General features: G+C 32.9%; 18 protein-coding genes. 9 read left to right on the top strand and 9 right to left on the bottom strand.

Annotated elements, in window-relative coordinates:
- Window positions 1–2 precede the first annotated feature (2 nt).
- A complete protein-coding gene (locus tag ATO12_RS23215) occupies window positions 3–3518 on the top strand; it encodes a T9SS type A sorting domain-containing protein (protein ID WP_034247240.1) in 3516 nt (1171 codons plus the stop codon).
- A 60-nt stretch (window positions 3519–3578) separates the two neighbouring features.
- Here the strand turns inward: ATO12_RS23215 and ATO12_RS23220 are convergent, their stop codons facing one another.
- On the bottom strand, window positions 3579–4178 hold the full coding sequence (locus ATO12_RS23220) for a TetR/AcrR family transcriptional regulator (RefSeq protein ID WP_034247241.1): 600 nt from the start codon (window positions 4176–4178) through the stop codon (window positions 3579–3581).
- Between the two features lie 469 nt (window positions 4179–4647).
- Here ATO12_RS23220 and ATO12_RS23225 point away from each other — a divergent pair, with 469 nt between their 5' ends.
- From ATO12_RS23225 to ATO12_RS23255, 8 genes are all read left to right on the top strand, one after another.
- Window positions 4648–5244 carry a porin family protein gene (locus ATO12_RS23225; RefSeq protein WP_034247243.1) on the top strand — a complete coding sequence of 199 codons (597 nt, stop codon included), beginning with the start codon at window positions 4648–4650 and terminating at the stop codon, window positions 5242–5244.
- Window positions 5245–5441: 197 nt separating this feature from the next.
- Entirely contained in the window at window positions 5442–6002 is a 561-nt protein-coding gene (locus ATO12_RS23230) for an RNA polymerase sigma-70 factor (RefSeq protein ID WP_081802147.1), read from the top strand.
- Window positions 6003–6148: 146 nt separating this feature from the next.
- The gene (locus ATO12_RS26240) at window positions 6149–6319 is read left to right on the top strand and encodes a hypothetical protein (RefSeq protein WP_165583445.1); all 171 of its coding nucleotides are present in this window, start codon (window positions 6149–6151) and stop codon (window positions 6317–6319) included.
- 78 nt (window positions 6320–6397) lie between these two features.
- Complete coding sequence (locus ATO12_RS23235) at window positions 6398–8731, top strand: TonB-dependent receptor (RefSeq protein ID WP_051576050.1); 2334 nt, start codon at window positions 6398–6400, stop codon at window positions 8729–8731.
- Window positions 8732–8782: 51 nt separating this feature from the next.
- On the top strand, window positions 8783–9646 hold the full coding sequence (locus ATO12_RS23240) for a DUF4249 family protein (RefSeq protein WP_131248888.1): 864 nt from the start codon (window positions 8783–8785) through the stop codon (window positions 9644–9646).
- Between the two features lie 110 nt (window positions 9647–9756).
- Window positions 9757–10740, top strand: a complete 984-nt coding sequence (locus tag ATO12_RS23245; RefSeq protein WP_034247247.1) for a FecR family protein — start codon at window positions 9757–9759, stop codon at window positions 10738–10740.
- A 59-nt stretch (window positions 10741–10799) separates the two neighbouring features.
- Window positions 10800–13388, top strand: a complete 2589-nt coding sequence (locus tag ATO12_RS23250) for a TonB-dependent receptor (protein ID WP_165583446.1) — start codon at window positions 10800–10802, stop codon at window positions 13386–13388.
- A 3-nt stretch (window positions 13389–13391) separates the two neighbouring features.
- On the top strand, window positions 13392–14270 hold the full coding sequence (locus ATO12_RS23255; protein WP_034247249.1) for a DUF4249 family protein: 879 nt from the start codon (window positions 13392–13394) through the stop codon (window positions 14268–14270).
- Here ATO12_RS23255 and ATO12_RS23260 read toward each other — a convergent pair.
- The 8 genes from ATO12_RS23260 to leuC all read right to left on the bottom strand — a co-directional run bounded on the left by ATO12_RS23260 (window position 14249) and on the right by leuC (window position 24277).
- Complete coding sequence (locus tag ATO12_RS23260) at window positions 14249–14449, bottom strand: hypothetical protein (protein ID WP_034247251.1); 201 nt, start codon at window positions 14447–14449, stop codon at window positions 14249–14251. The genes ATO12_RS23255 and ATO12_RS23260 overlap by 22 nt on opposite strands.
- 4 nt (window positions 14450–14453) lie before the next feature.
- Entirely contained in the window at window positions 14454–14708 is a 255-nt protein-coding gene (locus ATO12_RS23265; protein WP_165583447.1) for a putative signal transducing protein, read from the bottom strand.
- Window positions 14701–15420, bottom strand: a complete 720-nt coding sequence (locus ATO12_RS23270) for a hypothetical protein (RefSeq protein WP_034247253.1) — start codon at window positions 15418–15420, stop codon at window positions 14701–14703. The genes ATO12_RS23265 and ATO12_RS23270 overlap by 8 nt, the downstream gene beginning before the upstream one ends.
- A 76-nt stretch (window positions 15421–15496) precedes the next feature.
- Window positions 15497–16342, bottom strand: coding sequence for an N-acetylmuramoyl-L-alanine amidase-like domain-containing protein (locus ATO12_RS23275; protein ID WP_034247255.1), 846 nt, complete (start codon window positions 16340–16342; stop codon window positions 15497–15499).
- A 165-nt stretch (window positions 16343–16507) separates the two neighbouring features.
- Entirely contained in the window at window positions 16508–20698 is a 4191-nt protein-coding gene (locus ATO12_RS23280) for a M43 family zinc metalloprotease (RefSeq protein WP_081802149.1), read from the bottom strand.
- Window positions 20699–21088: 390 nt separating this feature from the next.
- Window positions 21089–22204 carry a 3-isopropylmalate dehydrogenase gene (leuB, locus tag ATO12_RS23285; protein WP_034247259.1) on the bottom strand — a complete coding sequence of 372 codons (1116 nt, stop codon included), beginning with the start codon at window positions 22202–22204 and terminating at the stop codon, window positions 21089–21091.
- A gap of 100 nt (window positions 22205–22304) precedes the next feature.
- On the bottom strand, window positions 22305–22892 hold the full coding sequence (leuD, locus tag ATO12_RS23290) for a 3-isopropylmalate dehydratase small subunit (protein WP_034247261.1): 588 nt from the start codon (window positions 22890–22892) through the stop codon (window positions 22305–22307).
- Between the two features lie 2 nt (window positions 22893–22894).
- Entirely contained in the window at window positions 22895–24277 is a 1383-nt protein-coding gene (gene leuC, locus ATO12_RS23295) for a 3-isopropylmalate dehydratase large subunit (RefSeq protein ID WP_034247263.1), read from the bottom strand.
- Window positions 24278–24308 lie beyond the last annotated feature (31 nt).

The raw sequence follows: 24308 nt of genomic DNA on the forward strand, positions 1-24308 counted from the left end.
TCATGACACAAAAAATTTATTTTAGGAAACTGGCTATTCTTATCTTTCTGTTATTCGTTTATGCTGCATGTGATAAGAATCAAGAACAAAAACATACAGAAATACAAGCTGTAGCAAACGTTAAGAGCCCCAAAAAAAAGAAAGATTATAATAAGAAGAAAGGAATTGAGATTATTGCAGAGTATAAGGCAAACCTTTTAAAACCAATTGGTGCTGAAGAATCTACATATAAAGATGGTTTTTTGATGACAGAACACCAAAAAGCATTGAAAAATATGTCTACAGCCAAAAACTCTAGTATTATTAAATGGAAAGAAAGAGGGCCGGTAAATGTACCTGGAAGAATACGTGGTATTGTAGTGGCTCCTGATAATGATGATAAATGGTATGCAGGTACCGTAGGCGGCGGACTTTGGGTAACCGAAGATGCCGGAACCACCTGGGAGAATCTTACAGATTATAAAGTACCTAATTTGTCTACATCTACAGTTGCAGTGGGGACGAGTGATCCCGAAACATTGTACCTGGGAACAGGTGAACCTTTTAATAACTTAGATGCAGTTGGAGGTGTTGGCGTCTTAAAAAGTGTAAACGGAGGCCGTAGTTGGGAGTATCTTAATAACACCAAAAATTTTGGAGGAATTGGTCGATTAGCCTTAAATCCTGACAATGAAAATAACCTTGTTGTAGCAAGTAGAAACGGTATCTATGTTACTTCAGACGGAGGAGCAACATGGCAGAATACGTATAGTGGAGGGAATGTTCAGGATCTTAATTATGATCCTACTAATTTTAATACTCTATACGGTGGTGTAAACAGCGTAGGAGTCATAAAAAGTATTGATGGTGGATTAACATGGGACTTAGTGTTGAATAAAGATGATTATAATTCAAACCATTCGCGTTTTGAGCTTGATGTTTCTCCAGCTAATCCGAATAGAGTTTTCATTTCTGTATACACAGGTAGTGGAGGAGCAACTACTGCAGTGAATACCGATTTTTATCTTACTAGTGATGCCGGTAAAACATTTAGATTAATTGGTTATGAAGGAACTCCGGCATCGGGAAATTTGATTACTGGACAAGGATGGTATGACAATATAATACGCGCACACCCTTTTAATGAAAATGTTTTTTATGCAGGAGGAGTAGTGATGCATAGAGTACAAATAGTTAAAGCAGGAACAGGAATCAAAAGTAAAAGTAAAGATGGACCAGTGAGTTATACTTTTCAGCCTATTGCAGCAGGTTATAATGGTGAATTAAATGATTATGTTCATGTAGATCAACATGGTCTAACATGGATTAAGAAAAGGAAAGAAAAAAAGTTTAAACTTATTCTTGCTAATGATGGAGGTATATACCATACCGATTATTTATTTGAGCCAGGAACTACGCTTAACGATTGGTCTACTTCTGCAGTGGGACTTAATTGTACACAGTTTTATGGAGCAGATAAACGTAACGGTACAGAGGACTATATTGCGGGGGCACAAGATAATGGAACCTGGATATCATTAACCGAAAATGGAGCAAATGATGAAACTGGGTATCAGTTTATCATCGGAGGAGATGGGTTTGAAGTATTGTGGAATTATGACAACCCCAATGAGTTTATAGGTGGTTCTCAATTTAATGGTTTTGTACGCTATGAGAACGGCCAAGGATTTAATGCTAGGCATGGAGAATCGGGTGCAGGAACATCTCCTTTTTATTCTAAAATCACAAATTCAAATAACAATCCTAATGTACTCTTTAGCCCTTCTATTAGTGGAGTTTGGAGGTCTCCTGATTTTGCAAAATCATGGCAGTTAACTTCTATTCCAAATAATTTCTCTGTGGGAGCTTCAAGTTCATTAGATGTTTCTGTATCCACAGCTAATCCAGATATTGTATGGGCCGGTAATGCAATGACAGAATCAGGGAGTTATGTGATTCATGTTTCTAAAAACAATGGATTGTCTTATGAACCGACTGCTTTATTCTCTGACCCAAGAGATGGTGTTAATCATAATTATTTTATTTCAGGAGTAGAAACTTCTTCTACAAATGAAAATAGAGCTTATGTGTTATTTTCTGGACAGGGAGCCGCTAAAATATTAAAAACAGAAGATTTAGGACAAACCTGGGTTGATATCTCTGGGTTTTCTACAGGAGAAGATAGGGGCTTTCCTGATGTAGCAATACATAGTTTGGTAGAAATGCCTTTTGATGAAGATAGAATTTGGGTAGGTACAGATATTGGAGTGTTTCAAACATTAGATGGAGGAGCACACTGGTCTCTCCTGGCTGGATTACCAGCTTTTTCTGTTTGGCAGATGAAAATTGTAAATAACGAAGTGGTTATGGCAACTCATGGTAGAGGTGTCTGGACTGCTACTCTTGAAGAGCTTGATGGGTACGAACCTCCTGCGTATTATGCACCTCCTACAATTACTGCTGCAGCACAAGAATCTGTAGAAAATCAGAATGCAGCGATTACTTATGTACAGGAAAATGAGGATATAGAGAAAATAATAGTGTATTTAGATGAAGAAGAGATTGCTCAAATTACAGATAATATCGAGCAAGGTACCGAGTTTACTTATACGATAGAGAATTTAACAGAAGGAAACCATACTGTTGGATTTCGTGCAGTTGATAATGCAGGAGATACTTCTGTTGTTTCGTCTGCATTATTTGATATTATTGATTACACAGTTCCAAAAAACCTGGTCTCTATTACAACTTTTGAGGCGTCCGATGTATATACTTTTGGAGGAGAGTTTGTAATCAATACAATTAATGAAACAGTAAGTCAGGCTGTCCTTAATAATTCTGATCATCCCTATTTAAATGATTCTGAATATCGTACTGTTTTGAGACATCCTATTATTGTTAATACAGAGAATGGAAATTTTAGATATGAGGATGTTGCAATCACAGAGTTTGATCCTGCACCGGGTCAGTTTTATGACTATGTAGCAATCGAAGCTTCTAGTAACTTAAAAGATTGGGTGCGATTAGACACCTATGATGCACAAAGATTTCCAGAATGGACAGATGCTTTTAATTCTGGCCCTTCTCCGGCAATAAATGATGAGTTGTTTAAAGAGCAATCAATCAACTTATTAGACTTTTTTCAAGAGGGAGATATTATCGCAATGCGTTTTCGATTAGTTTCTGACCCATTATATACTTCGTTTGGTTGGGCTATTCGCTCTATAAATGCACCAGAACAGCAATTGGTAGCTGAGGAACAGGAAGAAGTGGTACAATCTCCTCGAAGTTCAGAAGGAGCTCTTCTGTATCCGACCATTTCTAATGGAGAAGTACAAATCTCATCAGGAACCACAATAAACAACAGTGTGGTCGAAATATATGGGATAAGTGGTAGACTTGTATACTCGAAAAGAATTGGAACACTAAATGAATCCCAGCAAACTTTGTTCTTAGAAAATCTAAAATCAGGAATGTATTTGGTTAAGGTCTTTGGAGATGGTGGATTAGCAAATACAACAAGAATTGTTATCAGATAATCTTCTTTTATTATAACCTTAAGATATGGTATACCTATAAGTTTTTGCTTATAGGTATACTTATTTTTTTAGCCCTTCAAATTTTAAAAACATGTAATCCCTCATTATAGATTCTAATGTTTCTTCAGTCTGGTCAAAGAAATTATCGTCAGTAATTAATTGCCTGATAAAATATTCATCTAATTTAACAAGAAGCTCAGATGATATGGGTTTAAAGATATTGTTTTCTATTCCTAAGGTGTAAAATTGTTTTAAATCTTCGAGTAATGCGCACAAAAATTCTTCAATAATTTTCCATGCTGTAGGATAATGTTCTTGTAATTGTCTTAAAAAAAAAGAAGAAACATCCTTAGCTCCTTCCATAAGAATACGGCCCAGAGTTTCACATTTGTAATCTAATTTCAAAATTTCTTCTGTAATCTGATTTTTATAAGTGTACAAATAATCTATTCTTACTTGTGTGATATATTCAAAAATTTCTTCTTTCGTAGTAAAATATTGATAGATAGTAGATTTACTTTTTTTCATTAGCAAAGCCAGGTCATCCATGGTTAGTTCACCTAAATCGGCAGTCTTTAATTTAGGGAGTATAGCCAGGGTCCATTGTTCTACTTTTTGGTTCTTTTCTTTTCTATTTTTGAGTATAGATTTTCTTCCCACGCTTGATAAGTTTACTAAAATCAAACTACTTAGTATAAAGTAGTTCTGCTTTTTTGTTTTCCGTTTTTCAAACTTAATCGTTTACAATATAAATAACCAAAAAGTTATGTGAAAATATGTATAGATAAAGGTTAATCCTTGTGTTGTTTTTGACATAAACAGCTACTAAGAATTATAAGATTTACAGTGAGATAGAATAATATTTTTAGGAAAAACCCTATTCTTATGGCACTTCAAGAGTTTACTATTGGGAAAGAGGACTAATAATTTTGATGATGAATACCGTGAAAATAAAACCGACGATTTTGATTGTTTTATAATATTGATTCTTAATTATTTGAGTTTTTTTTGAAATTTTATCACTTTTTGGTTACGTGTCACTTCTTTTCTATACGTCATATTCATAAATGAACAAAGATGAAGCATAATGCTTTATTCTCTAAAAAGTAAAACATATAATTTTATTAAAATGAAGAAACTTTTATTAGTATGTACATGTATTAGTATTTTCGGAATCGCATCAGCACAAAAGAAGACGTCTTTTGGATTAAGAGGGGGAGTTAATATTTCTAATCTTTCCGATTCAAATTTAGAAACTAAATCAGGGGTTTATATAGGAGCATTATTGAACATTAGATTCTCAGAACTTTATGCTCTTCAACCCGAAATTGGATATTCTAACCAAGGAGGTAATACTAAGTTTGCTACTGGGAGCGATGTCGAAATTCATTATCTTTCAATATCAGCAACAAATAAGTTTTTTGTTAAAAATACAGGCTTACACTTTTTAATTGCGCCAGGTATTGATTTTGATGTAGATGATACTCCGGTAGGAATTGTAAATCGGGATGAAGGTAATGATGTTACTTTTGTTGATGTTTCGATCGCGGTTGGTTTAGGATACGAATTTAAAAATGGAATAGGTATAGAAGCAAGATATAAAAGAGGAACATTAGATGTTTTTGATGGAGATTTTCACAATTTTTCACAACAATCTATCTATAAAGAAAAAAACCAGTTTAACGAAGTTTTACAAGTAGGAATATCATATAGATTTAATTTCTAATTATTTACTATTAACAGGGTATTAGAAGAAGCAAATTTTAATACCCTTTTATATTCTGTGTTAGGTTAGGAAGTGGTACGAGAAGGCAATGTTTGCCTAATTTTTGTAACATATACTCTAATTTTTCGTTCTTTGAGAATAGTAATGTAATTTTATCTTTGCAAGATATTTGATAGCATAATTTTCAAAATCAACGTTTGGGTGATCAACTTATCATAGAACAAATCAAAAACAAAAATGTCAAAGTTTTTGAATCTGTATTTAAGCAATATTTTAAAGTACTTACTATATATGCCAAAAGATATGTTTTGGATCTGGATACAGCACAAGATATTACACAAGAAGTGTTTATAAAACTCTATGAAAGAAAAGATGAACTTGTTATCCATACTTCTTTAAAATCATTTCTATATACCTCTGTAAAAAACCGATGTTTGGATTATATCAAAATTCATAATATTCGCCAGCAACATAAGGATATCATTCAAAAAGAGTCTTCTATTCTTGTAGAAGAGGACGATAATGAAATAGAGAAAACAGAATTACAAGAAAAAATTTATAAAGCCATCAAGACTCTTCCTGATCAAAATCAAAAAATCTTTATGCTTAGTCGGTTCGAAGGAAAAACCAATCAAGAGATTGCCGATGAACTTAATATTAGCAAAAGAACAGTAGAAACTCATATCAGTAATGCCCTAAAAAAAATAAAAGCATTGGTTTTGATTGTTTTTATAGTGTTGATTATTAGTTTCTTATAAATTATTTTCATTTTTTTTACTTTCCGGTTACGTGTAACTTCTTTTCTATTCGTCATATAGATAACTAACTATACAGAGATAATGTAAAATGCTTTGTTGTATAGAAAGAAGAATAACATATAATTTTTATTAAAATGAGATCTGTTATGAGTATGCACAACCAAATTAGCTTAGAATACGCTTTAATCAAATATTTTTCGGATAAAGCAACACCAGAAGAAGAAACATTTGTACAACAATGGGTTTCTGAGAGTTCTGACAATACTTCATATTATCATAAGATTCAACGATTATGGATTCAAAGAATAGTATTGTGATATCATTTAGGGTATAAAATCAATGATTGGATCATAATAAGTGTTTTGAATATATAAATCATTAAACTTTTTAGAAAATTGAAAACAAAACAAGTAATTCTTGCCTTTTGGGTGATACTTATGGGCTTTAGTAAAATATTTAGCCAACAAAAAACAGTAGAGAAATATACAATTAGTGGGTATGTAAAAGAATCAGGTAGTCAGGAATATTTACCGGCTGTATCAATTTATATTCCGGGTAGTGCAGTGGGGACCACTACCAATGACTACGGATTCTTTTCACTTACTATTCCTAAAGGGACTCATGAATTGATTGTATCTTTTATAGGATATGGAACCATTAAAAAATCGATTGATCTTACAAGTGATCTAGCACTTAATTTTGATATGAAAATGGAAACTGAAAGCCTTGACGAAGTTATTATTGATGGAGACAGAAGAGTGAATGAAAGCCAGGTAACTCAAATGAGTGTTGTATCTATAAAACCCTCAGAAATAGAGGATATTCCTGCCATTCTGGGAGAGAAAGATGTAATCAAAGCATTGCAGTTATTACCAGGAATTCAACGAGGTAATGAAGGAAGCGCAGGGTTCTTTGTAAGAGGAGGGACCCCGGACCAGAACCTGATTATACTGGATGAAGCTCCTGTATATAATTCTAACCACTTATTCGGAATATTTTCGGTATTTAACGGAGATGCTATTAAGTCTATAGAAACTTTTAAAGGCGGGTTTCCGGCAAGATTTGGTGGCAGATTGTCTTCAGTACTCAAAATAGATACAAAAAATGGAAATAAAGAAAGGCTGAGCGGAAAAATAAACGTTGGGTTAATATCTTCATCTCTATTGGTAGAAGGACCAATTAAAAAGGGAAAAACTTCATTTATTTTTAGTGGGCGAAGAACATATGCAGATCTACTATCTAAACCTTTTCAAAAATCTGATCTAAAAGCAGGATATTACTTTACAGATCTTAATTTTAAAATACATCATGTTTTTAATGAAAAAAATAAACTATACTGGAGTAATTATTTCGGACAAGATAAATTTCACGCAGTTGAAAAGGAAGCAGGAGATGACTTAAAAACAAAGTTGTTCTGGGGGAACATAACCTCTACATTACGATGGAATCACCAATTTAGCGATAAGTTTTTTTCTAACACTTCTTTAATTTTTAGTAATTATAACTTTGGAATTAAAGTTGATGAAAAGTTTCAGAATGAAATTTTTAAATTGAAAACAAACTCGGGAATCAATGATTATGGAATCAAAGCAGATTTTGATTACTATCCAAACCCTAAGCATTCTATACGATTTGGATTGGCATCTACATATCACAATTTTGTGCCAAAACAATCCAGAATAAGAGAAACAGGAGAAAGTAATTCTGATATCACACAGAGAATTGAATCTCTAGAGAGTGCTTTATATCTCGAGGATGATTGGAAAATTACCAATACGTTAAGTTTCTCTCCCGGATTAAGATTAACTCATTTTCAGTTTAAATCAACAGATTACCTTAATCTAGAACCAAGAGCAACTATTGCCTGGAATGTAAAACCCGATTTGGCACTAAAAGCTTCGTATTCTAAAATGAATCAATACATTCATTTACTTTCTAACTCAGGAATAGGATTACCTACAGATCTTTGGGTATCTTCTACAGATCAGTTAAAGCCCCAGGTTTCTGAGCAATACGCATTAGGAGTGGCAAAAGATTTTATGGATGATGGATATTCTATTACTGTCGAAGGGTATTATAAAAAAATGGACGATGTGATAGCATATAAAGAAGGCGCTTCATTTTTGTTATTAGAAGATCTGGGAACAGGAAAAGAAATAGATTGGGAAGAAAATATTACCACAGGTCAAGGGTGGGCTTATGGTACAGAGCTATTATTACGTAAAAAAACGGGAAAACTTACTGGTTGGTTAGGATATACATTATCGTGGTCCGAAAGACAATTTGATGAACTAAATCAAGGGCGAAAATTCTTTGCAAAATATGATCGAAGACATGATGTTTCTTTAGTTGGGATTTACAAACCTCATGATCGTATTACACTATCGGGAACATGGGTGTTTTCTTCGGGAAATAATTTTAATCTTCCGGATACCGAGTCATTATCAAATACAAGTAATTTTCCGATAACAATTCCTGATCTTTCTAATGGAGGAACACCTTTTAGTACAGAGCGAAATAATTTTAGAGGAGAAAATTATCACCGTTTGGATTTGGGAATTCAATTTCATAAACGATTTTCAAAGAATAGGGAACGTACCTGGGGATTTTCGATATATAATATTTATGGAAGAAAGAATCCTTTCTATTATTATTTTGATGACGCTAAACTTAAAAAAGTATCCATTCTACAGTTTATTCCATCAATTAATTATACCTATAAATTCTAAAAAGTGAAATCAACAGGGTCAAAATTATTAGAAAAATATAAAGATACACAGATGAAATATTTTCAAAGTATACTATTAATAATTCTAGGCATTTGTTTAGTAAGCTGCGAGACAAGCGTAGATGCAAGTGACCTATTAGAAAAACAACAGCTTGTGGTTATTAATGGTTATTTATCACCACAAGACACTACACTAAAAGTGCAGGTGTCAAGATCTAAATCAAGAGCATCAAATACAATCAATGTTAAGGATATGGTTATTAAAGATGCTACCGTAGTGATAGCAGACGAAGAAAACAATGAGGTGGCACTTGTGTATACAGAAGCATCTTTAAGCTATGAAGCACCGGCAAGTGGTTTAGCAATCTCACCTGGCAAGAAATACTTTTTAAAGGTTACAGCCCTGGGTAAAGAATATAAAGCATCTTGTACGATACCAACCGAATCTGTACAAAGGATAGAGAAGGATATTCAGATAAAAGATGGCGAATCCTCAGGCAATCGCTTATTAAAAGTTACCGTTGGAGATATTAAAGATCAAAACAATTTTTATATCATAGGTGCTGTAGTTACTCAGTCTTTTGATAATGGAGGAGGCACAACTAGTGACGGAGTAGAAAATATAAATTTCGAGTTTAAACAGTTTGCAACAGATGTGAGTAGAGAAAATTCTGTAATCACAGCAGATGGTTTTTTTACTTTATCAGATAGTGCATTGCCTAATCCCAAGGTAAAGATTCAGGTAGCTAATGCAGAAAAAATATTATACGAAGCGCTAAGGGCAACATATTTAAATGATTTTAATGACGGAGATCCATTTGCAGAATCAGTTATTGCTCCGACCAATATAGAAGGAGAGAATGGATATGGTGTTTTTGCGGGGTATCAATTAACAGAAGTGGAAGAAACTTTTTAAACCAAAAAGTAAAATCGGATAGACTATTATTTAAAAAGCGAACTTAAAGTTGTTTTGACAACATAATCTTAATAATTTATTACTTTTAGAGCCAGATTTTAATTTCAGAAATGAATATCGAACAAGAAGATCAGATATTACAACTTTTAACACGTTATTTACAAAATAACGTACAAGATGATGAACGAAAGTTTGTAGAGGATTGGATTGTCGAATCCGAATCAAATACAACCTATTTTGAAGATGTTAAACGCATATGGAGTACTTCAGAAAATATAGAGGATTTTGATAAAATTAATGTAGATGAACAATGGAGTAAATTTGAATCTGGCATAAATGCTACAGCAAAGAAGAAACCAAAATTAAATAAGGTTTATCTTAAAATCGCAGCCTCTATTGTGCTATTGATTGGTTTAGGCTTTTATTTTAATTCATTTTTTAATACTGAAGTAATTTTACTAGCAAAAACAGGAGCGGAAAACAAATTTATATTACCAGATAACTCTATAGTATGGCTTAATGAAGGAAGTCAACTTACTTATAAAAAGGATTTTAAAGGAAATAGCAGGCAATTAAACCTAAAAGGAGAAGGTTTTTTTGAAGTTACAAAAGACGCCAATAAACCATTTATTGTTATTGCTAATACTACACAAACTAAGGTTTTAGGCACGTCATTTAACCTAAAAAATAATACTAATACAAAAGAAGTAGAGCTCGTATTAGTAACAGGTAGTGTTGAGTTTTCATCAACAAATCATAAGGAAATTTTAGTTCCAGGAGATAGGGTAACAGCAAAGGCAAATGGTAAATTGATAAAAGCTGTGAATGAAAGTCTAAATTTCTCTTCTTGGAAATCGGGTATACTTAGGTTTGAAAAAACTTCTATAGAACAAGTGATTAAAGATATAGCACTGTATTACAATAAGAATATAATTATCGAGAATCGAGAATTTGCTAATTGTACGTTAACTACTATCTTTGACAATGAATCGTTTGAGGATGTTTTGGAGACTCTTAAAATATTATTTGATGTCACATATGAAAAAAATGATTCAAATAATATTGTTATAAAGGGAGGAGATTGTAATTCTTAAAAACATTATTCTTTTTGCAAAAATCAAATTGCCGATTTAATTTTCTAGTGAGAATAAAAGTGATTAGAGTACTATTTGTAGTACTTTTTATTGGGGAGTTTAGTGGGTATACCCAGGAAGAGATTTTAGATCAAAAAATTAATTTAGTTAAGGAAAATGTATCTATTGCTAGTGTTTTAGGTGAGTTAGAAACAAAATTAGATTTTACAATAGGATATTCTGATAGCGCAATTGATATTTCTAAAATAATATCGATTAATGCTAAAGAAAAAACTTTAGCTAAGGTATTAAGAAATCTATTTCCCTCGAAACTATATCAATTCAAAGTTTTAGGTAAGAAACTACTAATTTATAAACGCCCAAAAAAGTATACCATTAGTGGGTATATTTCAGAAAAAGTAAGTCAGGAATACCTGGGTAGTGTATCTATTTATATCCCCGAACTCAATACAGGTACAACAACCAATGATTATGGGTTTTATTCCCTTTCTATACCAGAAGGTAATCATCAGATATTAATCTCATTTGTCGGGTATAAAAACATTAAGAAAAACATTGATCTTACCTCTGATATTACTATAAATATAAATTTAGAACCAGAGACTGAATATCTGGATGAAATTATTATAAGTTCTGATCAGGAAACAAGTAAAAGCCAGATTACACAAATGAGTTCTGAGAAACTAAACCCTTCATTTTTTGAAGATATTCCTACAATTCTGGGAGAAAAAGATGCTATTAAAACTCTACAATTATTGCCGGGAATACAATCAGGTAGCGAAGGTTCTACAGGCTTTTATGTTCGCGGAGGAACACCCGATCAAAATTTGATCATACTAGATGAAGCTACAGTTTATAATTCTAACCATCTTTTTGGGATTTTTTCTATATTTAACGGAGACGCCATTAAATCTGTAGAAATATTTAAAGGAGGTTTTCCTGCTCGATATGGGGGGAGATTATCTTCTGTAGTGAAGATAAATACTAAAAATGGAAATAAGGAAAAATTTGCTGGCAAAGCAAATATTAGTTTGATTTCTTCATCATTATTGCTAGAAGGACCCATAAAAAAAGGAAAAACATCCTTTGTAATTAGTGGTCGTAGAACCTATGCAGATTTATTGCTTTTACCATTAATGACCAAAGAGGAGAAACTTGCTTATTATTTCACAGATGTCAACGCAAAGCTTCATCATGTTATAAATGATAAAAATAAGTTGTATTGGAGTACGTACTATGGACAAGATAAATATAGAAATAGAACTGTTTTTGAGAATGAAAGATCCAAACAGAAAATACTTTGGGGTAATATAACTTCTACTTTACGATGGAATCATGAATTTAATAACAAACTCTTTTCGAATACATCATTAATATTTAGCAATTATAAATTTACAGTAAGTAAAGATGATAGAGGAGGAGCAAATCGAAGCTCTACATTTAAGACAAGTTCTGGAATCAACGATTATGGAATTAAATTCGATTTTAATTACTACCCCACGCCTAATCATACATTTAGGTTTGGTATTGGATCAACCTATCATGATTTTACGCCAAAAGAAATTAATATTAAAAATATTAATGATGATGAAATAGTAAATACACAAAAAATCAAAACCTTAGAGAGTGCAATATATATAGAAGATGATTGGAGAATTAACGATAAGATTAGCATATATCCAGGTTTGAGATTTAGTCATTTTCAGCATAAATCTAAAAGTTATTTTAAACCAGAAATGAGACTTTCTGCTGCTTATAAATTATATCCTTTACTTACATTAAAAGCTTCGTATGCAAGAATGAATCAGTATATACATAGGTTATCTAATAGTGGTTTGGGATTACCAACAGATCTTTGGGTGTCTTCTACAGAACGATTAAAACCTCAGCTTTCTGAGCAAATAGCTTTAGGAATAGCAAAGGATTTTAAGAATAATGTATATGGGCTAACAATTGAAGGGTATTATAAAAAAATGGATGATATTATAGCCTTCAAAGAAGGTGCTTCTTTTGCAGGTCTCGAAAGCGTGAGAGAAATTACAGGCTCTATTCGAACTGTTGATTTTGTAAATGGCATTACTACTGGGAAAGGCTGGGCATATGGAACAGAATTTTTACTTAGAAAAAAGAAAGGAAAACTAACAGGTTGGTTGGGATACACCTTATCATGGTCACAAAGACAGTTTAAAGATTTAAATGGAGGAAAGATATTTAACGAACGTTATGATAGAAGGCATGATTTCTCTATTGTAGGGATTTACAAACCCAGTAAAAGAATAACGATTTCTGGTAATTGGTTATTTGCATCAGGAATTAATTACAACCTCCCCAATACATTAGGAGTTGCAGCAGGCAATAATTTCCCGATAGAAGATGTAAATAATAATGATAATATATTATTATTTAATACCGAAAAAAATAATTTCAAAGGAGAAAATTTTCATCGTTTAGATTTGGGAATTCAATTTCATAAAATCACAAAACGTAATAGAGAAAGAACATGGGGTTTTTCGTTTTATAACGTGTATGCGAGAAAAAACCCTTTTTATTATGAGATTTCCAGCGAAAATCAAAATTCTCCCAATGTTTTGTATAGAAGATACTTATTTCAGTTTCTTCCGTCGTTTAATTATAGTTTAAAATTTTAGTATATGAAACCATACATTTTATTAATTATAGGTTTTATCGTTCTAGGTTGCGATGATCTAAAAGAAGAGATAAGAAATAGACCAGAAGGGGAGAAGTTAGTTTTGATAAATGGTTTTTTATCTCCAGAAGAAGAAATAATCAAAGTTGAAGTTTCTAAAACAATATCTGTGTTTGATAAACCTTTACAGCTCCAACAAGCAGATTTTGTAAATACTTTGATCATTAAAGATGCAGTAGTAGTTATTAAAAATGAAAACCAGGAAGAAGTAGAATTAAGCTATTCTAGCGATAGTAAATTATACCAGATTGCATCTAGTGAATTCTTGATAGAACCAGGAAAAAGGTATACTCTAAATGTCTCGACAGAAGGAAAAGAATTTAAAGCAACTTGTGTTATTCCCGTTACGAAAACAGAAAGTATATCGGCCGCTATTGGGTTTAGAGCCGTAGATGGTGCTGTCGTTGAGAATCTTAATGTAAGTTTTGATGATATAAAAGGTGAAAATAATTTTTATATCGTAGGAGCATTATTTAATGTGACCAATAGTATAGAAGAAAACCGCTCTGTTGTAAATTTTGATATTGAAAGATTTGCTACCGATGTAAATGGAGATGGATTGGGAATATCTGCTAATGGAACAATATCTAACACAAGTGAAAGCTTAGAAGTTACCGTAAAAGTCGCAAATGTAGACGAGCTTATCTATACCACTTTAAAGGCTTCTTTTTTAAATAAAGACCAAACATCAAACCCTTTCTTTCAGCCTATTATACCGCCTAATAATATAGAAGGTGAAGGAGGTTATGGTGTATTTGCAGGATTCCGATTATTAGAAAAAACGATGACACTGGGTCCAATTCAATCTTTAGATGGGTTTTGAAAATGTTTATAAATTAGATATCCTCCATAGCCAATAAATAATATAGTTATCATGACTCTGAAATCCCATTCTGCCTGAGCCTGTAATCTATTATATAATCGTAAACCCCCGAATAAAACAAGAGCAATGCCGATCATTAAGTCCCAGGTTTTACGAGGCGATTTATCTTCGTTTTCCATAATTTTAGGTTAAGCTTTGTTTGATAATTGGTAGTGCGTTTTCTATATCTGTTTTTTTTACAAATAGTTGAATATGATCCGGGATACCACCTCCAAAACCTGCCATCATACCAGATTTCATATCATCCCGGGTGATAGAGTTAATACCGTTATCCTGTAATATCGTTTGTAAAAACTGAACATTAATTAAACTACCGGTATATACTCTTTCATATTCACTTTCAGGAAACATAGTCATAGTGTTATTTATCTTAAGCATTAAAATATTTACTGTTCCATATGACAGTATTAAAGTTTTTTCCAAGTGCGAATCCATAAAATAACACCACAGCTGCTACCGATTTAAACATAAAAAACAAAATCATGATAAATGTTGATGCAGTACTGTGTTTAGTGAACATACCTTCTGGAACCATAAATGTAAGTAAAAGACTTACTAGAAAAGTAAGTATGAGTAAATTTTCAAAACTTTTAAAAAACCACATCATCAATTTACGCAGTGGGTGTAAATCGTTTCCCCATTTATGAACCAGATAGAAATAGTCATTACCCATAGGAGCAAAGAGTAAAGGATCATCAGCATTTTCTAATTTAAACAATTTAGAGGGTGCAATAATTTTAAATCCTTTTAGTTCGGTTTGATGTTTTTTCTCAAGATTTTTAATAGCAGAAATTGCTGATAAGGGTAACTTTCCTTTAAAATATTTAGAATCTAAAAAACGTAATCGGTAGGTTATACAGATTTTTTTAATTTGATCCAGATGATATATTCTATGTGTTTCTAAGTGATCGAGGTCAAAAGTATTCTGAATTACAGGAGAAGAAGTCTCCAAATTTTTAAGAATTCGATTTTTGTGCTTCTCTTCTTTCAAGAAAATTGTAGATACTTGTTCTTTCCAGGTAGAGGCATTAAATTCTTTATCCCGTAGTTTACCTAGTTGTTGTTCTATGTTTGTCCTGGGAAATAACATCTTCTTTTTTTTAGCTCTACTAAATTAACAATTTGGGCTAAGTTACACAAGATTAAAGAGGTCTCTTGGTAAAAGGTCACAGTACCCGATTAACAATAATTCCGGTATTGTTTTTTATCTTTTTCAGATAATCAACTAGTGGAAGTGCAGAGATTTCTACCTGACCCTTTGAGGATGCATGTAATAAATGAATTCGCCCATTTTCTTTACGTATAGCAATTCCTGTATGTGTAATGTCTAAGCCTTTGATCGAAGTAGTTAATGCGATAATATCGCCAGATAGTATTGATGCTTCATGTTCTTTAATCTGGTCTTTTGGTAAAAAACATACTGATGATTGGCTGATATTAATTTCGGATTGTTGTATACCTTTAAAATTTTTATCATCTTTAAGAAAAGGGTAAAGTTCTCGGTGTGTACTCATAAAATTAATATCCTTCTCTATTTCTATTCCACCAATATCACCTGTAATATTTCTTATAATGCCCTTTTGTTCGTTATTAGTAATCCACTCAGAGAAGTAGTGTAGTCGCGAGGCATATCCATCTAATTTTCCATTTTTATAACGTATTCTTTCTAGATAATTGGTATAGGAATCAAAATCGTCTTTACCATTTTTAAGCATTAGACTTAAAACTAGTACGTTCTCTACAAAAGTTGTGCAATCTAATCCCTGAAAATTGATCACCAACGACTCTTTTGATCCGATCTCAAGAGTTTTAGCAGCATAGGGAGTACCTAAAAAAGTTTTCCCTACAAACACCAGAGTTTCTCCAAAAGTAGTTTTTGGAGTATATTCTTTTTTTAAAGCCGTAATCCTGGTGGTAAAGATTTCTTTATCTTTTGCAGAACAGATAATTTCTTGTGCTTGAATAGCAGATGTAATTAAAAAGAAAAAAAGTATAAGAGATGTACTTTTCATTTGTTTATATGTATTAAGTAGGCTTAGTTTTTATTCTAATATGTCCTAAAATACAAAAAGCTATTCTATCTTCTGGATTTATTGGGTAAGATTTTATAAAAACTAAAAAAGGCTTGATTATGATATCATAATCAAGCCTTTTTTCAAAAACAAATTTAAAGTTATTTAGTACTTAAGAATTCTTAATGTTTCCATTTTTGAATTTGTTTGTACTTGAACAAAATAAATCCCAGCCATTTTAAGCTCATTTCCTAAAATTATAGATCTAGGATTTTTTGTATATTCTTCTTGTATCAGAAGTTTTCCGTGTATGTCAAATACTTTAACCGTGATATTGGTTTTGTCAAGTTTCGAAGTATTAATCACAAAGGTATCGGTAAAAGGATTGGGAGATGTGAATGTTTTGTTTTCAGAAATTCCTTTGTTTGCTATATCATTATTTATCCCATTTGAAGATCGGGTATAAATAATCTCATTTGGTTTTTTGTTATATGCGTAATCCAGTATGGTATAGGATAAACCATTGTTAGCAACAGATATATGAAACCATCCATAATGTGTATTTCCATTAATCTTAAAGGTAAATCCTATAAATCCTGATTTCCCATTCCAAGCAGTATAAGAAGATGAACTTATAATATAGCTGTTTGGTTTTGCTATAAAATTATCAGAACCATCAATTCCTTCACCTTCTCCAATTAGTGTTATATTACCTTCGTTTCCTTCACACACAATATTTTTGTCATATGTAACTAATCGTACCGAATTGCTAGTGAACCAGGCACCATAATCTCTATCATCACCGACTTCGATTCGGAAAAATTCCCAGGTATTAGATGAACTTACTGTAAGATCTTCAATGTTTACATAAACAATTCCATCGGTATTGTTACATGGGGGACAAGAGCTTCCACCGCAATCTACTCCGGTTTCATCTCCATTTTGGATACCGTCTGTACAGGTAGGGGTAGATGTTGTTCCTTCTATAGAAACGGTATAGTCTTCAACTTCACCATAATCAAATGTTTCACAAGTACCAGGAATTGTATTGTATGCCATAGATACTCTCATTCTGGTATTTCCATTTTTTGCTCCATCTGGTACAGTAAACTCTCCTTTTATAGGAGTATCTTTTGAAGGACTTTTACTAAATACTTGCTCGCCAGAATCTTCGAAATCCCCATCTTGATTGTAATCAATCCATACACTGTATCCTTCTGAGTACACAGTTGATGACCATGTAGGAGTAATTGTAATCGTTTGTACTGCTCCTTTTGATAACAGAGTAGATTCTGATGTGAAATCACTGTATCCCCCATTGCCAGCGGTAGAAGTTTTATCAATATTTCCTAATTGTATACGACTAATATATTCATCATTAGGATTACTTCCATTAGAAGAACAATAAGACGAAGGGGTACATGGTTTGCAAGAGCCTCCGCAATCTATCCCGGTTTCATCTCCATTTTGAATTCCATCTGTACAAGTTGGACCTGGTTCGCTAGAAGTGGTAACATTTACGATATTACTAAACTCAGAAGTATTACCTGAAGCATCTTTAGCTTTTATTTTATATTGATATGCTGTATTTGCAGTTAATCCTGTAATATTGGCAGATGTTCCTGTTACTGATGTAGTGATTGCATTATCTTGATATATATCATAACCAACTACTTGTTCATTATTTGGTGCTGGGTCCCAAGATAGTGTTAATGATGTTTCTGATACATTAGATGCCAATAAGCCTGTTGGTACCGATAAATTGTTTCCACTAGAATTTTCAATATCAAATTTCATATTATCGATCCAGATTCTGGTTCCATAACCAGATGTATTTTCTAGTTTTATCAGTACATTTTCTTTTCCACTAAATTGGGATAATGATACATTTTCTGTTCTCCAATGTGAATCCTGTGTGGGTACCCATAGGTTAATTTCATTAATCCAGGTATCGGGATCATCTGTTGTGGCTACAGTCTCTAGTTCTGTATGTGTTTTTGAGTATACTTCTGTCCAGGAGCTTCCGCAATTGGTAGAAACCAATATTCTTAATTTGTCTTTACTGTCATTATCAAATTTGGTATACGCCAAATCAAAAGAAAAGGTAGTTTCTCCGCCAGACATATCTATTGGGTTAAGAATAATTTCATCTATTTCTCCGACTTCTTCGTTATCTGTATTATTCATAATCATACAAGAGGAAGAGTTTCGACCTGCAGCATTACTTTTTTCCCAAGCTAATTCTCCATCATTATCTATGATTTCCCATCCAGATGGTGGGAAACTCCCTTCAAACCCCTCTGTAAAAGAGTTTGTTGTTGGATTTGTAACGGTTATGTATGCATTTTTTGTTATTGTATTACCAGTACCATTAGCATTACTTGTTGCAAGAGATACGTTGTAGGATCCCGGGTTATTATAGGTTACTTTAGGGTTTTTATCGGTTGAAGAAGAAGGAGTACCTCCTTCGAATGTCCAGTTCCAGGAAGTAGGATTTCCTACAGAAACATCTTTAAAAGAGATTTCGGTACTATTACAATTAGAAACTCTTTTGCTAGAATAAAAGTCAGAAACCGGAGCAGTATCGTTATTAATTAAGACATTAATATTGTCTATCCATATTCTGGTTCCGTATCCAGATATATTCATAAATCTAATAGTTATTTCAGATTCACCATCATAAGCACTAAGGTCAATAACTTCTTTCCTCCAGTCAGATTCTTGTTTAGGAATCCAATCGTTAGAGAGACCTGTTGTTACATTTTTGGTTTCTAATTCGGTATGCGTTTTAGAATAAACATCTATCCATGAATTTCCGCAATCTTTAGATACTTGTACCTTTAATTTGTCAGGGCTGGCATCATCAAACTTGGTATAGGCAAGATCAAAATACATCTGACTATTTTTTGCTGAAGAGAAATCATAATATGGCAATCTAAGAAAATCTTCTTCTCCTACAATTGCATTGTCAGAGTTATTCATTATTATACTAGAACTGTCTCCATTTCCGGCATCACTTCTTTTTTCCCAACCAAATCCTTTATCAGGGTTAATAATATCCCATTCTGTAGGCGGGAATTGTCCTTGAAAATTTTCTGACAATCCCGATGATGTTTTTTGGTTTATATAGATATAACCGTTTTTTTCCTCTGTGTTTTGTCCAGAGTCATTGCTTGCAACAAGGCGAACTTTGTATATCCCAGAATTATCATATCGTATTACAGGGTTTTTTTCTGAAGATGTTGATGGCGACCCGCCTTCAAATTGCCATTGCCAAGAAGTAGGTAAGCCTAATGAAAGATCTTCAAAAGTGATAGATTTCCCATCGCAAACAGCAGTATAATCGCTAACAAAATCTGCTATAGGTGCTCTTTTAAGTATTCCTACAGAGCTTAAGTTACTATCCTGCCAAAGTAAACGTCTAGAATATAATGCTTCAGTACTATCTTCTAACCAATAAGTCATTGCACTTACTTGTCCTTTTGTGAACATATTCTGGCAGCTGGTATTGTAGTCCATATGATTCTCAAGATTTGCATACACACCACAATTATTTAGTTTATCTCTTTCACATCCTTCTGCTTGTGTAGTTGGGGGAGTGTCATCGATTCCATCATTAGTAGCATCGCAACTTTCATAAAATGTATGTCTTAATCCAAAATAGTGACCAAATTCGTGAGTCATTACTTTTTCAAATCCAGGTGCAGATTGTGATCCGCAGGTACTACCCACATACCTCCAATTATAAGTTACATGAGGTATTACATCCTGAATAGGAAGAAAAGCATGTCCTGACCCATTAGTACCTCCTTTTTCATTAGGAGCATCTACAACGACTACATCTAAATAGTATTTGTTTTTTTTACCCCACCACATATATTTATAAATATTAGGATCATAACCATATGCAATATTAGCGTCAGCCTGCCAATTCATACCAGGAGTATCCATAGTATTTCCATCGGGATCAACAGAGGCCGGTATAAATTCAATATTCATTTTATCTTTAATAGATTCGAATCTGGGGTCGATTTGATTAAACCCAGGAAATGTGCCATTAAAATCCCCATTGATTGTTTTAAAGACGTCATCAATTCTACATTTCATATCTGCTTTACTAACAGATCCTCCTCCGTTATGTAAAATATGAAATACTACAGGGATAACGTATGGAGTTGCAGCAGACTTACTTTGTATACCTGTTTTTTTAAAGCTTTTTACTTTATTGATTGTTTTTTTGAAATTAGCTTCTTCTTCGGGTGATAATTTTGTACCACATCTGTTTTGTGCATGGCTGAAGCTTACCAACATACAAAATAGTACGAAGGTGATTACTGTTTGGAGTTTGTGTTTCATTGGTTATAAGATTGAAAATATTAGAGTTAGTTTGTATTTATATTAACAATAATACCATCAAAATTATGAGGAATAAAATATGAGATAATATAGTGTTAGTAATTGGTAATTTTGTACTGTTTTAACAATTAGGGTTATGTTGTTTTCTATTTTTAATAAATTATATAGAGTATTGTTAAAATATATATAGAAATGTATACAGCTTGATAAATTGTGAACTACACTTTTAATTCATCCGTAATTATGTGTGTAGAAAAGGTATTAGGAAAGTATTGATAAAATCTCCTTTTGTTCAGTGTATAATCTTATCTGATTTATTTATTATAAAATCAAAAAAGCAACCAAAGACACCTCTTTGATTGCTTTTAAACAGAATCATTATTTAAAAAATTATATAATCGTAGATTGTCCTACGTGTATATTCTCAAAATTGATATTAGAATCTTCTGGGTTTAAAATATAATCTGCAATAAAATCTCCGACTTTCTCTGTGGTTAGCGGGTTACTAGGGTTTAAATCAGAAGTAGTAAGATTTAATTCTAATGCTTTTTCTACAGCATCTCTAATCGCATTGGCTTCTCCTAATAAATTAAAATGCTCTAATAGCATAGCGGCAGATAGTATAGCAGCAATTGGATTAGCTATTCCTTTTCCTGTTGCCTGTGGATAAGATCCATGTATAGGTTCAAACATACAACAGGTATTTCCGATAGAAGCAGACGCTAATAGACCAATAGATCCACCAATAACACTAGCTTCGTCAGAAATGATATCACCAAACATATTTTCGGTAAGAATTACATCAAACTGGCTTGGATTAAGTATCATTTGCATTGCGGCATTATCAACAAATAAAAAATCTAAGGTCACATCGCTATAAGCAGTAGCAATTTCGGTAACTACTTTTCGCCATAGGCGAGATGATTCTAATACGTTGGCTTTATCCACCAACGTTAGCTTTTTTCTTCGTTTTTGAGCAGCTTTAAATGCCAAATGAGCAATACGTTCAATTTCTTCTCTAGAATATTCACAAAGATCAGAAGCAATATTGCCGTCATCACTTAATTCTTTTTTACCAAAATAAATACCACCTGTTAATTCACGATAGATAGAAATATCTGTTCCTTCTATAATCTCACGTTTAAGAGGCGACTTATCGATTAAGGTAGGATAAGCTTTTACCGGACGAATATTAGCATAGAGCCCAAGTTCTTTTCGTAATTTTAATAATCCTTGTTCGGGGCGAACCGCAGCACTAGGATCATTATCGTATTTTGGAGCACCAATAGCACCAAACAAAACAGCATCTGTTTGTACACATAGTTCTAATGTTTCGTCTGGTAATGGGTTTCCTGTTTTATCAATGGCAATAGCACCTACTAATCCTTCTTTAAAGATAAAAGAATGATCAAAGTTATGAGCGATTGCTTCTAAAGCTTTTATAGCCTGTGCGGTTACTTCTGGACCAATACCGTCTCCTGATAATACTGCGATATCTAATTTCATAAGTTTATTCTTTTTGTCATACTAAGCTTGTCGATGTGTTTTTTTGTTTTTAATTATAATTAATAAGACTTAGACAAGCTTAGCCAGATGGCTTATATATTTATATTCTTTTGTTTTCAAATTCTTCTATTTCTGCCTTATTGCTGATTAAAAAATCAATATCATCATAGCCATTCATAAGACAGGTCTTTTTATATGAGTTAATTTCAAAAGATGAAGAAGAACCAGTAGCGAGAATGGTAATTTTCTGATTCTCAAGATCTACTTCAAATTGTGTATTGGTATCTTTTTGGATTTCATTAAATAGCTCCTGTAGATATTTTGGAGTTACTTGAATGGGTAGTACTCCATTATTAAGAGCGTTTCCTTTAAAAATATCAGCAAAAAAACTGGATACTACTACTTTAAAACCATAATCATTAATTGCCCAGGCAGCATGTTCTCTACTAGATCCACATCCAAAATTATCTCCTGCTACTAATATTTTACCTTTATACTTAGTATCATTCAATACAAAATCCTGATTTATACTTCCATCTTTATGAAAGCGCCAATCTCTAAATAAATTTTCTCCAAATCCTTCTCGACTGGTAGCTTTTAAAAAACGTGCAGGAATGATTTGATCTGTATCTACATTTTCTATAGATAACGGTATAGCAGAGGATGTTAGTTTAGTAAACTTATCCATAATTAGTTTAATTGTTTAGTAATGTCAATAATTTTACCTTCTATAGCTGTGGCTGCAGCAACCAAAGGGCTTGCTAAAATTGTTCTTGCTCCTTGTCCTTGTCTTCCTTCAAAATTTCGATTAGAAGTAGATACGCAATATTCTCCTTCCGGAATTTTATCATCGTTCATCGCCAGGCAAGCAGAACACCCAGGTTGCCGTAATCGAAATCCTGCTTCTTCAAAAACATCTTTTAGTCCTTCTTCAACGATCTGCTGTGCTACGAGTTGTGATCCCGGAACAAACCAGGCAGTTACATTATTGGCTTTTTTCTTCCCTTTGATATAGTTGGCAGCAATTCTAAAATCTTCAATTCTACTATTAGTACAGCTTCCTATAAAAACATAATTAATTTCTTGATTTACCAATGATTGCCCTTTCTCAAAATTCATATATGCTAATGATTTTTCGAATGATGCATTATTATCTACAGGTATATTTTCTGATATTTTGATTCCCATTCCTGGGTTGGTACCATAAGTAATCATGGGTTCTATATCTGCCGCATCAAAATGATACTCTTTGTCAAATACAGCATCTTTATCTGTAGGTAGTGTTTTCCAATAGGCTACTTTCTTGTCGAATTCGGCTCCTGTAGGAGCGAATTTTTTTCCTTTGATATATTCAAAAGTAGTTTCATCTGGAGCGATCATTCCTCCTCGGGCACCCATTTCGATACTCATATTGCAGACGGTCATTCTACCTTCCATTGACATATCTTCAAATACATTACCAGCATATTCACAAAAATAGCCAGTACCAGCATTAGTACCAAGTTTTGCAATTACATATAAAATTACATCTTTTGGTAATACACCTGGTTTTAACTGCCCATTTACATTTACTCTAAGGCTTTTTGGTTTCTGAAGTAGTAAACACTGACTGGCGAATACCTGTGCTACCTGACTGGTTCCTATACCAAAAGCAATAGTTCCAAATGCACCGTGTGTAGATGTATGGCTATCCCCACAGACCATAGTCATTCCAGGTTGTGTAATACCTAATTCTGGTGCCATTACATGAACAATACCATTATATTTATGACCAAGACCATATAATGTAATGTCATTTTTCTCACAGTTTTTGGTAAGCTGCTCTAGTTGATTTCTGGATAATGCATCTTTAACAGGAAGGTGTTGATCTTCTGTAGGAGTATTATGATCTGCAGTAGCTACAATCTGATCGGGTCTAAAAACAGGAATCCCACGTTGTTCTAATTCTCCAAATGCTTGTGGACTAGTAACCTCGTGGATTAAATGTTTGTCAATATATAATATTTGTGGGCCGTCTTGTATCTCTTTAACTACATGTGCATCCCATACTTTGTCAAATAAAGTTTTCTTCATATGTATATAAAACACCTACAAAAGGAATAAA

The sequence above is a fragment of the Aquimarina atlantica genome, from assembly GCF_000626715.1.
GTDB classification, from domain to species: domain Bacteria; phylum Bacteroidota; class Bacteroidia; order Flavobacteriales; family Flavobacteriaceae; genus Aquimarina; species Aquimarina atlantica.

Excerpts from the sequence above, each read along its gene's own strand:
- ATO12_RS23215 (WP_034247240.1), top strand. The coding sequence starts at position 3 with ATGACACAAAAAATTTATTTTAGGAAACTGGCTATTCTTATCTTTCTG.
- ATO12_RS23225 (WP_034247243.1), top strand. The coding sequence starts at position 4,648 with ATGAAGAAACTTTTATTAGTATGTACATGTATTAGTATTTTCGGAATC.
- ATO12_RS26240 (WP_165583445.1), top strand. The coding sequence starts at position 6,149 with ATGAGTATGCACAACCAAATTAGCTTAGAATACGCTTTAATCAAATAT.
- ATO12_RS23240 (WP_131248888.1), top strand. The coding sequence starts at position 8,783 with ATGAAATATTTTCAAAGTATACTATTAATAATTCTAGGCATTTGTTTA.
- ATO12_RS23245 (WP_034247247.1), top strand. The coding sequence starts at position 9,757 with ATGAATATCGAACAAGAAGATCAGATATTACAACTTTTAACACGTTAT.
- ATO12_RS23255 (WP_034247249.1), top strand. The coding sequence starts at position 13,392 with ATGAAACCATACATTTTATTAATTATAGGTTTTATCGTTCTAGGTTGC.
- ATO12_RS23260 (WP_034247251.1), bottom strand. The coding sequence starts at position 14,449 with ATGGAAAACGAAGATAAATCGCCTCGTAAAACCTGGGACTTAATGATC.
- ATO12_RS23265 (WP_165583447.1), bottom strand. The coding sequence starts at position 14,708 with ATGCTTAAGATAAATAACACTATGACTATGTTTCCTGAAAGTGAATAT.
- ATO12_RS23270 (WP_034247253.1), bottom strand. The coding sequence starts at position 15,420 with ATGTTATTTCCCAGGACAAACATAGAACAACAACTAGGTAAACTACGG.
- ATO12_RS23275 (WP_034247255.1), bottom strand. The coding sequence starts at position 16,342 with ATGAAAAGTACATCTCTTATACTTTTTTTCTTTTTAATTACATCTGCT.
- ATO12_RS23280 (WP_081802149.1), bottom strand. The coding sequence starts at position 20,698 with ATGAAACACAAACTCCAAACAGTAATCACCTTCGTACTATTTTGTATG.
- leuB (WP_034247259.1), bottom strand. The coding sequence starts at position 22,204 with ATGAAATTAGATATCGCAGTATTATCAGGAGACGGTATTGGTCCAGAA.
- leuD (WP_034247261.1), bottom strand. The coding sequence starts at position 22,892 with ATGGATAAGTTTACTAAACTAACATCCTCTGCTATACCGTTATCTATA.
- leuC (WP_034247263.1), bottom strand. The coding sequence starts at position 24,277 with ATGAAGAAAACTTTATTTGACAAAGTATGGGATGCACATGTAGTTAAA.